Genomic DNA, 13,553 nt, shown 5'->3' on the forward strand with positions numbered 1-13,553 from the left:
TGGCGAGCCGCACTACTTTGGTGCGACTCGCCAGACAGGCACCCTAAACGCCGGTTGCAGCAACCTCCCCCCGCCTTTAAACTGCAGTGCTGGCGCCAGTTCCGGTGCCAACCAAGGCCTGTGGCCAGACACCAGTGGACCGAACCAGGAACTCATCACACCCATGCCTGATTCCCTGCCCTCGGATTCCGTGGGCCTTGTAAGCCCGAAGACCATCCACTTCGACAAGCCGTTGGAGCTGGCCTGCGGCCAGTCGCTGGAAAGCTACGATCTGGTGGTGGAAACCTATGGCAAACTCAACGCCGATGCCAGCAATGCGGTACTGATCTGCCACGCACTCAGCGGCCATCACCATGCCGCTGGCTACCACTCGCTGGACGACCGCAAGCCGGGCTGGTGGGACAGCTGTATCGGCCCCGGCAAGCCCATTGATACCAATCGGTTTTTCGTGGTCAGCCTGAACAATCTCGGTGGCTGCCACGGCAGCACCGGCCCCAACTCGAACAACCCGGAAACCGGGAAACCCTATGGTCCGGATTTCCCGGTCGTTACCGTGGCTGACTGGGTCGCCAGCCAGGCCCGACTGGCGGATCATCTGGGCATTCAGCAATGGGCCGCTGTGGTTGGCGGCTCCCTCGGAGGCATGCAGGCCCTGCAGTGGAGCCTGGACTACCCGGACCGGCTAAGGCATTCCGTGGTCATCGCCTCGACTCCACGTCTGACCGCACAGAACATCGCCTTCAACGAAGTCGCACGGCAAGCCATCACTTCGGACCGGGAATTTTTCGAAGGCCGCTATTACGACGAGAATCTGGTGCCGAAGCGCGGCCTGATGCTGGCCCGGATGGTTGGCCACATCACCTATCTTTCAGACGCCTCCATGGGCGAAAAATTTGGCCGTGAACTGCGTGAGGAAGCCTACAAGTTCGGTTTCGACGCCGAGTTCCAGGTGGAAAGCTACCTGCGTTACCAGGGCGAGCGCTTTTCCGAAACCTTCGACGCCAACACCTATCTGTTGATGACCCGGGCACTGGACTACTTTGACCCCGCCTACGACTTCGGCGGCGATCTGTCCAAGGCCCTGGCACCGGCACAATGTGAATACCTGGTACTGTCCTTCAGCACCGACTGGCGATTCTCGCCGGCGCGCTCCGAGGAAATGGTCAATGCCATGATTTCCGCCAGAAAGCGCGTAAGCTATGCCGAAATTGATGCACCCTGGGGCCATGATGCCTTCCTGATCCCAACCCCCAGATACACCGACATCTTTACTGCGTATATGGACCGGGTAGCACGGGAGGTCGGCGCATGAGAGCAGATCTTGAAATTATTCAACAGTGGGTGCGCCCGGGCCACCACATTCTGGACCTGGGTTGCGGCGACGGCACCCTGCTGGATTTCCTGCAACGGGAGCGCAATGCCACCGGATTTGGCCTTGAGATCAACCCGGACCACATCACCACCTGTATGGGCCGCGGCGTACGGGTGATCGAGCAGAACCTGGATACCCAGGGCCTCGACAACTTCGATGATGGCATGTTCGATATTGTCCTGATGACCCAGGCCCTGCAGGCGGTACGCCGCCCGGACAAGGTCATTGATGAAATGCTGAGGGTGGGTCGCGAAGGCATCGTCACCTTCCCCAACTTTGCCCACTGGCGACTGCGTTGGGGCCTGGCGCTGAGCGGCCGAATGCCCGAATCCGATGCACTGCCGTATAAATGGTATAACACCCCCAATATCCGCCTTTGCACTTTCAAGGATTTTGAAGCGCTGTGCCGGCAGAAAGGCATCAAGATCAAAAGCCGCCGGGTAGTGGACGGGCAGCATCAGAACAGCTGGCTGGCGCGGCTCTGGCCCAATCTGTTGGGGGAAATCGCCATATACCGCATCACACGGGAGAGCACATGATGAACCTTCTGACTGCAAGCAAGACACTGTTTCTGGCATTCGGGCTCATGCTGGTATCGATCACCAGCCAGGCCGGACAAAAGGATTTCGGAGAATATCAGGTGCACTGGAGCGTGCTCCCCAGCACCTTCCTGGCGCCGGAAGTGGCACAGGCCAACAATCTGCAACGCAGCCGGGGCATCGGCATCGTTAACATCTCGATCATGACCGAAGACGAGCACGGCCAGATCCAGCCCGTCAGTGGGCAGGTGGAAGGCCAGGTCTCCAACGATATCCAGCAGGTGAACTTTCTGGCGTTCCGGCGCATTCAGGAAGGTGATGCCGTGTACTTCATTGCCCAGTACCAGTATCAATCCGGAGATCTGATGACGTTCAACGTCACGGCGCGCCCCAGCGGCCACCAGGAAGATCTTCCGATCCGTTTTTCCCATACCCTGTTCAACGACTGATACCATGGCCCGCAAACTCGTCATCGCCAGCAACAACAAGGGCAAGATCGCCGAACTGACTGATCTGCTCGCGCCACTTGGCTTGCAGCCGGTCGCCCAGGGTGAGCTTGGGGTATCAGAGGCCGAAGAACCGGCCGTTACCTTCGTTGAGAATGCCATTATCAAAGCCCGCCATGCAGCGAGAGTCACTGGCCTGCCTGCGCTGGCCGACGACAGTGGCCTGGCCGTGGATGCCCTGGACGGCCGCCCGGGCGTTCGCTCCGCCCGCTTTGCCGGCGAAGAGGCAACCGACAATGATAATGTCGAGGCGTTGCTGGCAGCGTTGAAAGACACGCCTGAAGCAGAGCGCAGCGCTCAGTTTCACTGCGTTCTGGTTTATCTCCGCCATGCTGACGATCCCACGCCGATCATCTGCCATGGTCGCTGGCCAGGCCGCATTCTTGCCGAGCCGCGCGGGCAAGGCGGCTTCGGTTACGACCCGGTCTTTCTGGTACCGGAGCATGGATGCAGCGCTGCCGAGCTGACACGGGAGCAGAAAGGCAGGATCAGCCATCGGGGACGGGCTCTGGCCAGCCTTCTGGATCAACTCAGGGCGGAGCTTTAATACTGTGACCGCCACCCTGCCCGTGGCGGTCTGCCCGCCCTTGAGTCTGTACATTCACGTGCCCTGGTGCGTGCGCAAATGCCCGTACTGCGACTTCAACTCCCACGCTGTCAAGGGAGAGATTCCCGAACACGCCTACCTGAACGCCCTTCTGGAAGACCTGGATCAGGATCTGGGCCTGGTACGGGAACGCCCCATTGAAACCGTGTTCATCGGTGGCGGAACCCCGTCCCTGATGAGCGGCGCGTTCTACCACCGCCTGTTCGAGCGGCTCCGGGAACGGCTAACATTCAGCCCCGAGGCCGAAATCACCCTGGAGGCCAATCCCGGCACGCTGGAGACTGGTCGATTCGAGAGCTTCCGGGAGGCTGGCATCAATCGGCTGTCCATCGGTGTTCAAAGCTTTGATCCGGCGCAACTGAAAACCCTGGGCCGGATTCACGACAGAGCTTCGGCCCACAGCGCCATTGAAGCCGCCCGCAAGGCCGGTTTTGATAACTTCAATGTCGACTTGATGCATGGCCTGCCCGACCAGACACCGAGTCAGGCTCTGGATGATTTACAGGCAGCGTTGAGCTACCAGCCCCGGCACCTGTCCTGGTATCAGCTCACCATCGAGCCCAACACCGAGTTTTTCTCCCGACCACCCGCCCTGCCGGACGATGACCGGCTCTGGGAGATTTACCAGCTCGGGGGAGATCTGCTGCGCCAGGCGGGGATGGACGATTATGAAGTCTCCGCCTGGAGCCTGCCGGGCGCTCAGAGCCGGCATAACCTGAATTACTGGACCTTCGGGGATTATCTGGCCCTTGGGGCAGGCGGCCATGGCAAGGTGAGCCTTGCCGACGGACGCATCCTGCGATACTGGAAGACCAGGCAGCCCGACGCATATCTCAACCGGATCGGCTCCCGCACCGCTGGCAGTGAAGCCATAGAGCCGGAAGACCGGCCCCTGGAATTCATGATGAATGCGTTGAGACTAAAAAGCGGCACCGACGAAAGACTGTACGGTGAGCATACAGGTTTACCACTGTCGTCCATTGCGGTAAAACTTGAGCAGTTACGAAATGAAAACCTGATCGTCCCCGACCGTCTGCAGGCGACGGCAAAGGGGCAAAGATACCTGAACAGCCTGCTGGAGCACTTTCTCTGATGGACTCAGCCCAGCGCCCACCGCTTATTCCCATGCGCCCGATGAAGCTGCCCATGAAGGTTTCCCTGGTGGCTGCACTGGCACTGTGGCTGGTTCTGGTGGCGTTGAACCAGCCACTGCATACGTCCGCCGCGCCTCAGGGGATTGTCAGTTTACAGCTGGCCGGTACCGCCGAGCAGACTCACGCCATTCTGCGCAGCTGGCGTGACGGCAATCTCGCCATGGCACGGCTATCACTGTGGCTCGACTTTGTGTTCATCGTGGTCTATCTGGCCGCGCTGCTTCAATTAACCCGCCACTTCACCCGGGACAGACCGGGTATCCGGGAACGGATGGTCGCCCGCTGGGTGCGCGCCCTTTTTGTCATCGCAGGCATCAGCGATGTAGCGGAAAACATTGTTCTGCTTAATAACTTCAATCCGCCTTCAGACTCCCTGAGCCTGACCGCCACCATTCTGGCGCTGGTGAAATTCACCGGCCTGATACTTGGCATGGCGGGCCTCGTGGTCATCCGTGCTTCCCGCCGCAGGCCCCTGACTCACTCCCACTGAACTCAGTTGGTGCGATAAAACAACAAATCCCATACTCCGTGGCCAAGACTTTCGCCACGCTTCTCGAACTTGGTGATCGGGCGGTCATCAGGCTTGGGCGAATAACCACCTTGCTCCTGGGTATTGGCAAAGCCTTCTGACGCACTCATCACTTCCAGCATATGCTCAGCGTAGTTCTCCCAGTCAGTGGCCAGGTGCAGAATACCGCCCACCCGGAGTTTATGGCGGATGCGCTGTACAAATTCCGGCTGGATCAAGCGGCGCTTGTGATGCTTTTTCTTGTGCCACGGGTCCGGAAAGAACACCATCACCCGATCCAGACAGGCATCCGGCAGACACAGGTCAATCACATCATTGGCATCAATGCTGTATACCCGCACATTCTCAAGACCACGCGATTCCACTTCTTTCAACAAGGCGCCGACGCCAGGCAGGTGCACTTCCACGCCGATAAAATCCTGCTCGGGTGCCGCTTCGGCCATATCGGCAAGGGATTTGCCCATCCCGAAACCGATCTCCAGGTTGAGCATGTTATCGCGGCCAAACACCTCACGGGGGTCGATCATGCCATTGTCACGGCTCAGTCCGTACTTGGCCCAGTTGCGATCGAAGGCCTTCTTCTGACCTTCGGTCATCCGCCCCTGGCGCAGTACAAAGCTGCGAACACCGCGGCGTGTGGTGACCGGATTCGTATCCTGAGTCTCGTTCTGGTCAGTCATTCTGTGTCCTCAAGCTTCAAAGCGGATCTCGTGGAATAAACCTGGCACACAGTTTACCAGAGTCAGTAGCTTCAGGCGGAGACAACCGACCCCTGGCCAGTCTGACGGTCGAGTTGGCGGTAACCCAGCGCCTCCATCAGGTGCGACTGGCTCAGGTGTTCAGCACCCTCCAGATCCGCCAGGGTGCGGGCCAGTCGTAATATTCGATGGAGCGCCCGGGCCGACAACCCCAGTCGCTCCATGGCCCGGGTCAACAACCGCTCACTGGCCGCATCCAGCCGGCAAGCCTGATCCAGTAACGCTCCCGAGAGGCCCGAGTTGAGCATCCCACGAGCCTCCTGCCGGGCCCTGGCAGCCAGAACCCTGGCCCTGACACTGGCGCTACTCTCACCGGACGCCCCGGAACCGAGCAAGACCTCTCCGGACTGCACTGGAACCTCCACATGCAGATCGAACCGATCCAGCAACGGCCCCGAGATCTTTGCCCGATAACGCATCACCTGTGCCGGCGTGCACTGGCACTCGATATTGGGGTGACCACTGTAACCACACGGGCATGGGTTCATGGCGGCCACGACCTGAAATCGCGCTGGGAAAGTGACCTGCCGCGCCGCCCGGCTGATGGAGATTTCGCCAGTTTCCATAGGTTCCCGCAGCACTTCCAGGACCCGCCGTTCAAACTCCGGCAGTTCATCCAGAAACAACACCCCCCGGTGCGCCAGAGAGATCTCACCCGGGCGAGGACTGCTGCCACCGCCCACCAGCGCCACTGCAGACGCCGTGTGATGAGGCGCCCTGAATGGTGGCTGACGCCAGCCACCTGGCTTTAGCGGCTGGCCAGCAACGGAATGCACGCTGGCCACCTCCATGGCTGCCTCATCTGGCAAACCTGGCAGAATGCCCGGTAACCGGCTCGCCAGCATACTTTTACCGGTTCCTGGCGGGCCGAAAAACAGCAGATTGTGACCGCCAGCTGCGGCCACCTCCAGCGCCCGACGGGGCACTTGCTGGCCTCGCACCTCTGAGAGATCGGCCACAGACACCGCTGCGGAACCGTCTCCCGGCGTTTCAGATCGAGGAACAGGAACCAGCCTGGCACGGCCCGTCAGATGCTCACACACTGTCAGCAGATGGCTCGCGGCAAGCACATCATCACGGCTGGCAAGGGCAGCTTCCTCGGCGTTGTCCTGAGGTAGCAACAGCGAACGGCCTGCTTCGCGAGCCGCCAGTACCGCGGGCAATATCCCCTTGAGGGGCCGAAGCGCACCATCCAGGGACAGTTCCCCGAGAAACTCGTGGCTTTCGAGGCTTTCGGGGGGAATCTGGCCGGAGGCTGCCAGGATGCCCAAGGCAATGGGCAAATCAAAACGGCCACCTTCTTTGGGCAGGTCAGCAGGCGCGAGATTGATGGTGATTCTACGGGCGGGGAATTCGAAACCGGCATTCAGCAGTGCACTGCGAACCCGATCCTTGCTTTCCCTCACTCCGGTTTCCGGCAGCCCGACGATGGATAATGCCGGCAGGCCACCAGACAGGTGCACCTCAACGGTAACCGGGGGAGCAGACACGCCAATGCTGGCGCGCGAATGGACAATAGCGAGCATGACAACCTTCCATGGCACAGAACAATCAGTCGTTGCGGGCAGCGACCCTGCCGCCCGGGCAAACCATCAGGAACTCTGGCGTTGCTCCAGTTCGGCAACACGTTTTTCCAGGGCCTCAACCTTTTCACGGGTTTTCATCAGGACCGCCTGCTGGGCATCAAATTCTTCCCGGGTCACCAGCTCCAGCCGGGACAGAACCGACATCACCGTGGCCCGGGCCTGGGTTTCAAAATCTTCCCGTGCTGCCCGAGCCATATCGGGAACAAACTGGCCAAACTGACCCTGCAACTGAGAAAAAATTTCCTGGGGCCCTTTCATCAATCACCTCTCTTATCGGTTTTTCGGCGATATCAGACTATTTTCCGTGTCGCCGGGGTGTTTGCGGGAGTGTATCACACCCTACCCCCTGCCATACTGTACCCGGTCGGCATTATAATGGCCGCGGCCGATGGCCCGACTGCGCTGTTTTGAGACAATCGCAGGCACAACGCACCACAACAGTGCATCAAGCTGCGCCATTTCGGCACAGACAATAATTAAGAGTTTGTTTTAAAAGCTATTTTTTGCGTTGGCATACCCGATGCTAAAGCCCTCGTACGCAATCCGCACAATTGATGTGCGAGGTGGCAGCATCCCGAACTCAACAACCGGCCGACGGGCCCTCACTGTTGGGACGGCTTTACCAAGGAGAAAGCAATGAAACTTGTGACAGCGATCATCAAGCCTTTCAAATTGGATGATGTCCGTGAGGCACTATCCGAGATTGGCGTACAAGGCGTAACCGTCACTGAAGTCAAAGGCTTCGGTCGGCAGAAAGGCCACACAGAGCTCTATCGTGGCGCGGAATACGTGGTGGATTTCCTGCCCAAGGTCAAAGTGGAGATCGCCATTGGCGACAACCTGCTGGACCAGGTCATCGAAGCCATCACCAAGGCAGCCAATACCGGCAAGATCGGCGACGGCAAAATATTCGTGACTGAACTGGAACAGGCTATCCGGATCCGGACAGGCGAAACCGGCGAAGAAGCGGTCTGATCCAGAACTGACACCCAGCCAACGCAAAAAACTTATAACCTGAAGAGCCTTGTGCGGAGGGCTTCCTATGGAAAGCAATCTCTTTCACCTGCAGTATGCAATAGATACCTTTTATTTTCTCGTGTGTGGCGCATTAGTCATGTGGATGGCCGCAGGCTTTGCCATGCTCGAGTCCGGCCTGGTGCGTGCTAAAAACACCACCGAAATCCTGACCAAGAACGTCGCGCTCTTTGCCGTGGCCTGCACCATGTACCTGGTGTGCGGTTACGCCATCATGTACGGCGGTAACGTCTTCCTCTCCGGCATCGCCGATGTGGACGTGGACGGCGTACTGGGTGACTTCGCCACCCGTGAAGACGGCTTCACCGGCGGCTCCATCTACTCAGCGGCCTCTGACTTCTTCTTCCAGGTCGTGTTCGTGGCCACCGCCATGTCCATCGTGTCCGGCGCGGTTGCCGAGCGCATGAAGCTGTGGGCGTTCCTGGTATTCGCGGTCTTCATGACTGGCTTTATCTACCCGCTGGAAGGCGCGTGGACCTGGGGTGGCGCCGATGTGTTCGGTATGTACAACCTCGGTGATCTTGGCTTCAGTGACTTCGCCGGCTCCGGCATCGTACACATGGCAGGTGCCGCTGCGGCCCTGGCTGGTGTATTGCTGCTTGGCCCGCGTAAAGGCAAATACGGCCCCAACGGTGAAATCCGTGCCTTCCCGGGCGCCAACATGCCGCTGGCCGCTCTGGGTACCTTCATCCTGTGGATGGGCTGGTTCGGTTTCAACGGTGGTTCTGTACTGAAACTCGGCGACGTCGCCAGTGCCAACTCCGTGGCCATGGTGTTCCTGAACACCAACGCAGCCGCTGCCGGTGGCGCTATTGCCGCCCTGATCACCGCTCGCCTGATGTTTGGCAAGGCTGATCTGACCATGCTGCTGAACGGTGCGATCGCCGGTCTGGTAGTAATCACCGCCGAGCCATCCACCCCGAGCGCGCTGACAGCCACTATCTGGGGCGCCCTGGGCGGCATCCTGGTGGTACTGAGCATCGTCACTCTGGACAAGCTGCGCATCGACGATCCGGTCGGCGCCATCTCTGCCCACGGTGTCTGTGGTCTGCTGGGCCTGCTGCTGGTACCGGTTACCAACGGCGATGTCAGCTTCAGCGGCCAAATCATCGGCGCCCTGACCATCTTCATCTGGGTATTCGTAGCCAGTCTGGTCGTCTGGGGTATCCTGAAGGCTGTCATGGGCATCCGTGTGACCGAAGAGGAAGAGTACGAAGGTGTCGACCTCTCCGAATGCGGTATGGAAGCCTATCCGGAGTTTGTCAGCGGCAAGCAGTAACACCGCTACCTATCGGAACGAAAAAGGGCGCCCTTGTGGCGCCCTTTTTCTTTAAGCTCTGGTTCAACCCTCTTCCGGGCGAACCTCATCTTCCAGCGCATCCACCATAAACTGCGGCATGGCCAAGGCACCGTGGTGCACCCCGGCATTGTAGTAACGGGTGACAAAGGGGCGGTTGTTGGCATCTTCCTCGCGGAAATACTTCAGCGGGTTTTCCTTACTGCCCATGGTGCAGCTCCACCAGCCCGTGGGGTATACCGGCTGGGGGAATGGCAATGTCTGCACATGGCCAAAACCGGCTTTGTGCATATCATCGTGAATGTCCTTGATGATGGTATTGGTGTGCAGCAGGGGGGATTCGCTCTGCTGAACGATGATACCGCCCTCCCTCAGGGCCAACATGGCATCGCGATAGAAATCCAGCGCGAACAGGCCTTCCGCAGGACCCACCGGGTCGGTACTGTCGATAATCAGCACATCAATGCTGTTCGGCTCGATATCACGCATCCACTGGATGCCATCACCGAAAAAGAAGTTGGCACGGGGGTCGCCATTAGCTTCGCACAGTTCTGGAAAATACTTCTCAGACATGCGGGTTACCCGCTCATCGATCTCCACCTGCCAGGCTTCCTGCACTCCTGGGTGTTTCAGAACTTCTTTCAGGGTGCCGCAGTCGCCACCACCGACGATGACCACTTTTTTCGGGTCCTTGTGGGTGAACAGCGCAGGATGGGTCATCATTTCGTGGTACAGGAAATTGTCCCTGGTGGTCAGCATCACACAGCCGTCCAGAACCATCAGGTTGCCGAAGGTTTCGGTTTCATAGATTTCGAGTTTCTGAAATGGCGTCTGCTCTTCATGGAGCTTGCGCTTTACCTGAAGGGAAAAAGCGGTGCCCTGGTCCTGAAATACCTCGGTGAACCAGCCTTCGTTCAATGCGGTCATGTCTGTCTCCCACTGTGTGCCGCTGCAATGTGCCGGGGCATCTGAAAGGGGCGTATTGTAGGTGCAGTGGTCAGCTCCTACAATGCAGCCTGTTACCGGCCCGCCGGCCGCCCCGGGTTCCCTGACAGGATAGCAACAATGGCTGAAACCGCTGCATCACCAGCCCACAAGGTCTACAACATCGCTCACTGGAGTGACGGATACATTTCAGTCAACGGTCAGGGCGAGGTTGAAATCTGCCCGGACCGGGGCAGAAGCGACGCCCGCATCAACCTGCCGGCGCTGACTCGCTCGCTGGCCGAAGCCGGTGTGCCCCTGCCGGTTCTGATTCGCTTTACCGATATCCTGCACGATCGGGTCAACAAGCTCTGCAATGCCTTCAACAAAGTCACTCAGGAGCAGGGCTACCGGGGCCGCTATACCGCGGTTTACCCCATCAAGGTAAACCAGCAGCGCCGGGTGGTGGAAGAACTGCTGTCAGCCGAACCGGCCGCCTCAGCCAACCAGGTGGGCCTTGAAGCCGGCAGCAAACCGGAGTTGATGGCCGTACTGGCGCTGGCAAAGCAGGCCGGTTCGGTGATTGTCTGCAACGGCTACAAGGACCGGGAGTACATCCGCCTGGCACTGATCGGCCAGAAACTGGGTCACCGGGTGTTTATCGTGGTGGAAAAGCAGTCGGAACTGCCACTGATTCTGGAAGAAGCAAAGAAGCTGGGCATTTCCCCGCTGATTGGCGTGCGAGCCCGTCTGGCGACTATTGGCAAGGGCAACTGGCAGAATACCGGGGGCGAGAAATCCAAGTTCGGTCTGTCTGCCAGCCAGGTACTGGATGTGGTGGATACCCTGAAACAGGCCGGAGCCCTGGGCACCCTGCAACTGCTGCATTTCCATCTGGGCTCACAGATTGCGAATATCCGGGACATCCAGACCGGCTTGCGTGAGTGCGCTCGCTTCTACACGGAACTGCACGCTATGGGCGCCCCCATCGGTACCGTCGATATAGGCGGCGGCCTGGGTGTCGACTACGAAGGAACCCGTTCCCGCAGTAGCTGCTCCATGAACTACAGCGTATTCGAATACGCCTACAACGTGGTGCACGTGCTGCAGTCCGAGTGTGACCGCCAGGGTATCCCGCACCCGGACCTGATCAGTGAATCCGGCCGGGCGCTCACCGCCCATCATTCGGTACTGGTCACCAATGTGATTGACCGCGAATACCCGGACAACCGCGAGCCTACGGAACCCGCTGCTGAGGCCCCCGCGCCGCTGCAGGATCTCTGGCGAGACCTGGAAAGTCTTCAGGATGAGGACTCGCCCCGCTCACTGGCGGAAATCTATCACGACATCCTGCACGCCATGGCCGATGTCCACGCCCAGTTTGCCCACGGTTTGCTGTCCCTGCAGGAGCGGGCCCAGGCCGAAACCCTGTACGTGCGCTGCTGCCGGATGCTCCGGGCCGAGCTGGACAGCGCCAACCGGGCGCACCGGGAAATCATCGACGAGCTGAACGAGAAGCTTGCTGAGAAACTGTTCGTGAACTTTTCCCTGTTCCAGTCCCTGCCCGATGTCTGGGGCATCGATCAGATCTTTCCGGTGATGCCGATCAACGGGCTTAACCGGTCACTGAACCGGCGGGCCGTGATCCAGGATATCACCTGCGATTCGGACGGCCGGATTGATCAGTACGTGGACGGCCAGGGCATCGAAACCACCTTGCCACTGCCCGAACACGACCCGGAGTCCCCTTTGCTGATGGGCTTCTTCATGACCGGCGCCTATCAGGAAATCCTTGGCGATATGCACAACCTGTTTGGCGATACCCACTCGGTGGACGTGAAACTGGACCAACAGGGGCAATATCAGGTGGGGGAACCCATTACCGGGGACACCGTGGCGAAAGTACTGCGTTATGTGAATTTCGAGCCCGCCAACCTGCTTGAGGCCTACCGGCAGAAGTTCCGGCACAGCGGCCTGTCTGAAGAGCTGCAGCAAACGCTGCTGGCCGAGCTGTCCTCCGGGCTTGAGGGTTATACCTACCTGGAGGAAGGATAAATCGTCAGGACGGACGAAAAGGCGTGATCAGGTCTGATTGTCCCGGCGCCAGGCCGAGGGCGACATTCCTTCCCACTTGCGAAAGGCCCGGCCGAAATTGGACGGGTCGCTGTAACCCAGATGCTCGGCAATCTCGTCAATGCTCATCGCCGAATGGCGCAACAGCAGCTCCCGGGCACGCTGATGTCGCACACTCTCCTGAAGACCATGAAAGCCTCCACCCTCGGCGGAGAGCTGCCGCCGAAGCGTTCGTGGCGACACCCCCATTTGCTGCGCCACATCCTCGAGGCCGGGCAAACGACCATCCCGGGCAGACTCCAGCAAACGCAAGACCCGATCGCTCACCGAGGCAGAAGCTTCCATCTGGCGCATTTCTTCCTCGCACTGGGCTTCTGCCACCCGGCGGGCAACCGGATTGGACAGTGACATCGGTAATCCCAGAAACGACTTGCGAAAACGCAACTGGTTTACTCCCGCCGAGAACGTGACCTTGCCGCCGAACAGATACTGGTAGCGCTCAACATCCTCGGGGCGAGGGTAATCCACCAGGCACCGCCCGCCATCCAGTAACTGAGTGCCGAATAACAGGTAATTCACATCCATCAGGGTGGCCATCACCACTTCGATATTAAACCGATGAAGCTTCTCGGTGTCGTGGTGAATCTCCAGCTGAATCACTGCATCCTCATCCTCGACAAAGAACGCCAGCGACATGTAGGCAAACCGGATCCGGAAATATTTGATCAACACCGCCAGCGCCTGCTCCAGGGTGTCGCAACTGATGGCAGCCTGGGACAGGGCTCCGTGCGCGGTGAACTTCAGGCGTTTGCCGTATTCCAGCCCCAGGCATTCATCACCACAGCGGGTCAGTGCCTGCTGGCATAACGCCGTGAACTGATCAAGTGTAATGAAATTGTCGGGATGACTGAGCTGGCTGTTTCGAATACCAGCCACTGACACGAGATCCGAACGACGCACCCCACGCTCCTCTGCCAACTGGCAGAGAATTTCAGCGTAATGCACCCGCATAACGGGCAAAGAGCCACTGGAGAGCGTTGCGTTCATGGTCTGGAATTTTTGATCGTTGTTTTACCGATCAGACTAGCCCCTGCCGGGGCAACCGGCAATAACCCCGGTGACGCAGTTCTTCCGGCCTTCAGGCCATCCCGACAATTTTTTCGGAATCCATGA

The 13,553-nt window shown here is 59.1% G+C and carries 14 protein-coding genes; 9 read left to right on the forward strand and 5 right to left on the reverse strand.

What is annotated here, in order from left to right:
• Positions 1 to 163: 163 nt before the first annotated feature.
• The 6 genes from metX to ACSSVV_RS11945 are packed head-to-tail and all read left to right on the forward strand — an operon-like array spanning position 164 to position 4,668.
• Positions 164 to 1,312 (forward strand): homoserine O-succinyltransferase MetX, encoded by a 1,149-nt coding sequence (metX, locus tag ACSSVV_RS11920; protein ID WP_011784077.1) that lies wholly within the window; start codon positions 164 to 166, stop codon positions 1,310 to 1,312.
• Positions 1,309 to 1,911 carry a methionine biosynthesis protein MetW gene (gene metW, locus ACSSVV_RS11925; RefSeq protein WP_011784076.1) on the forward strand — a complete coding sequence of 201 codons (603 nt, stop codon included), beginning with the start codon at positions 1,309 to 1,311 and terminating at the stop codon, positions 1,909 to 1,911. Before metX ends, metW begins: the two co-directional genes overlap by 4 nt.
• Positions 1,908 to 2,360 (forward strand): DUF4426 domain-containing protein, encoded by a 453-nt coding sequence (locus ACSSVV_RS11930; RefSeq protein WP_011784075.1) that lies wholly within the window; start codon positions 1,908 to 1,910, stop codon positions 2,358 to 2,360. The genes metW and ACSSVV_RS11930 overlap by 4 nt, the downstream gene beginning before the upstream one ends.
• A 4-nt stretch (positions 2,361 to 2,364) precedes the next feature.
• Positions 2,365 to 2,964: an RdgB/HAM1 family non-canonical purine NTP pyrophosphatase gene (rdgB, locus tag ACSSVV_RS11935; protein ID WP_011784074.1), complete on the forward strand. Its 600-nt coding sequence runs from the start codon at positions 2,365 to 2,367 to the stop codon at positions 2,962 to 2,964.
• 4 nt (positions 2,965 to 2,968) lie between these two features.
• On the forward strand, positions 2,969 to 4,117 hold the full coding sequence (gene hemW, locus ACSSVV_RS11940) for a radical SAM family heme chaperone HemW (protein ID WP_011784073.1): 1,149 nt from the start codon (positions 2,969 to 2,971) through the stop codon (positions 4,115 to 4,117).
• Positions 4,117 to 4,668 carry a hypothetical protein gene (locus ACSSVV_RS11945; RefSeq protein WP_011784072.1) on the forward strand — a complete coding sequence of 184 codons (552 nt, stop codon included), beginning with the start codon at positions 4,117 to 4,119 and terminating at the stop codon, positions 4,666 to 4,668. Before hemW ends, ACSSVV_RS11945 begins: the two co-directional genes overlap by 1 nt.
• 2 nt (positions 4,669 to 4,670) lie before the next feature.
• On the opposite strand, the gene trmB is transcribed toward ACSSVV_RS11945, so the two are convergent.
• From trmB to ACSSVV_RS11960, 3 genes are all read right to left on the reverse strand, one after another.
• The gene (gene trmB, locus ACSSVV_RS11950) at positions 4,671 to 5,387 is read right to left on the reverse strand and encodes a tRNA (guanosine(46)-N7)-methyltransferase TrmB (protein ID WP_011784071.1); all 717 of its coding nucleotides are present in this window, start codon (positions 5,385 to 5,387) and stop codon (positions 4,671 to 4,673) included.
• Positions 5,388 to 5,458: 71 nt separating this feature from the next.
• Positions 5,459 to 6,991: a YifB family Mg chelatase-like AAA ATPase gene (locus tag ACSSVV_RS11955; protein ID WP_183580118.1), complete on the reverse strand. Its 1,533-nt coding sequence runs from the start codon at positions 6,989 to 6,991 to the stop codon at positions 5,459 to 5,461.
• Between the two features lie 66 nt (positions 6,992 to 7,057).
• On the reverse strand, positions 7,058 to 7,309 hold the full coding sequence (locus tag ACSSVV_RS11960; RefSeq protein WP_011784069.1) for an accessory factor UbiK family protein: 252 nt from the start codon (positions 7,307 to 7,309) through the stop codon (positions 7,058 to 7,060).
• 378 nt (positions 7,310 to 7,687) lie between these two features.
• Here ACSSVV_RS11960 and glnK point away from each other — a divergent pair, with 378 nt between their 5' ends.
• Both glnK and ACSSVV_RS11970 read left to right on the forward strand, forming a co-directional pair.
• On the forward strand, positions 7,688 to 8,026 hold the full coding sequence (gene glnK / locus ACSSVV_RS11965; RefSeq protein ID WP_011784068.1) for a P-II family nitrogen regulator: 339 nt from the start codon (positions 7,688 to 7,690) through the stop codon (positions 8,024 to 8,026).
• A gap of 67 nt (positions 8,027 to 8,093) precedes the next feature.
• A complete protein-coding gene (locus ACSSVV_RS11970) occupies positions 8,094 to 9,365 on the forward strand; it encodes an ammonium transporter (RefSeq protein WP_011784067.1) in 1,272 nt (423 codons plus the stop codon).
• A gap of 63 nt (positions 9,366 to 9,428) precedes the next feature.
• Here the strand turns inward: ACSSVV_RS11970 and speE are convergent, their stop codons facing one another.
• A complete protein-coding gene (gene speE, locus ACSSVV_RS11975) occupies positions 9,429 to 10,310 on the reverse strand; it encodes a polyamine aminopropyltransferase (RefSeq protein ID WP_011784066.1) in 882 nt (293 codons plus the stop codon).
• A gap of 138 nt (positions 10,311 to 10,448) precedes the next feature.
• On the opposite strand from speE, the gene speA reads away from it, so the two are divergent.
• Positions 10,449 to 12,362, forward strand: a complete 1,914-nt coding sequence (speA, locus tag ACSSVV_RS11980) for a biosynthetic arginine decarboxylase (RefSeq protein WP_011784065.1) — start codon at positions 10,449 to 10,451, stop codon at positions 12,360 to 12,362.
• A 27-nt stretch (positions 12,363 to 12,389) separates the two neighbouring features.
• Here speA and ACSSVV_RS11985 read toward each other — a convergent pair whose 3' ends face one another.
• Complete coding sequence (locus tag ACSSVV_RS11985; RefSeq protein WP_011784064.1) at positions 12,390 to 13,427, reverse strand: AraC family transcriptional regulator; 1,038 nt, start codon at positions 13,425 to 13,427, stop codon at positions 12,390 to 12,392.
• Positions 13,428 to 13,553 lie beyond the last annotated feature (126 nt).

This window comes from Marinobacter sp. MBR-105 (genome assembly GCF_053628895.1).

What these genes read in the sequence shown, in the direction of transcription:
- speE (WP_011784066.1), bottom strand. Translation starts at nt 10,310, where the DNA reads ATGACCGCATTGAACGAAGGCTGGTTCACCGAGGTATTTCAGGACCAG.
- ACSSVV_RS11970 (WP_011784067.1), top strand. Translation starts at nt 8,094, where the DNA reads ATGGAAAGCAATCTCTTTCACCTGCAGTATGCAATAGATACCTTTTAT.
- ACSSVV_RS11945 (WP_011784072.1), top strand. Translation starts at nt 4,117, where the DNA reads ATGGACTCAGCCCAGCGCCCACCGCTTATTCCCATGCGCCCGATGAAG.
- trmB (WP_011784071.1), bottom strand. Translation starts at nt 5,387, where the DNA reads ATGACTGACCAGAACGAGACTCAGGATACGAATCCGGTCACCACACGC.
- ACSSVV_RS11930 (WP_011784075.1), top strand. Translation starts at nt 1,908, where the DNA reads ATGATGAACCTTCTGACTGCAAGCAAGACACTGTTTCTGGCATTCGGG.
- metW (WP_011784076.1), top strand. Translation starts at nt 1,309, where the DNA reads ATGAGAGCAGATCTTGAAATTATTCAACAGTGGGTGCGCCCGGGCCAC.
- speA (WP_011784065.1), top strand. Translation starts at nt 10,449, where the DNA reads ATGGCTGAAACCGCTGCATCACCAGCCCACAAGGTCTACAACATCGCT.
- ACSSVV_RS11985 (WP_011784064.1), bottom strand. Translation starts at nt 13,427, where the DNA reads ATGAACGCAACGCTCTCCAGTGGCTCTTTGCCCGTTATGCGGGTGCAT.
- metX (WP_011784077.1), top strand. Translation starts at nt 164, where the DNA reads ATGCCTGATTCCCTGCCCTCGGATTCCGTGGGCCTTGTAAGCCCGAAG.
- glnK (WP_011784068.1), top strand. Translation starts at nt 7,688, where the DNA reads ATGAAACTTGTGACAGCGATCATCAAGCCTTTCAAATTGGATGATGTC.
- ACSSVV_RS11955 (WP_183580118.1), bottom strand. Translation starts at nt 6,991, where the DNA reads ATGCTCGCTATTGTCCATTCGCGCGCCAGCATTGGCGTGTCTGCTCCC.
- rdgB (WP_011784074.1), top strand. Translation starts at nt 2,365, where the DNA reads ATGGCCCGCAAACTCGTCATCGCCAGCAACAACAAGGGCAAGATCGCC.
- ACSSVV_RS11960 (WP_011784069.1), bottom strand. Translation starts at nt 7,309, where the DNA reads ATGAAAGGGCCCCAGGAAATTTTTTCTCAGTTGCAGGGTCAGTTTGGC.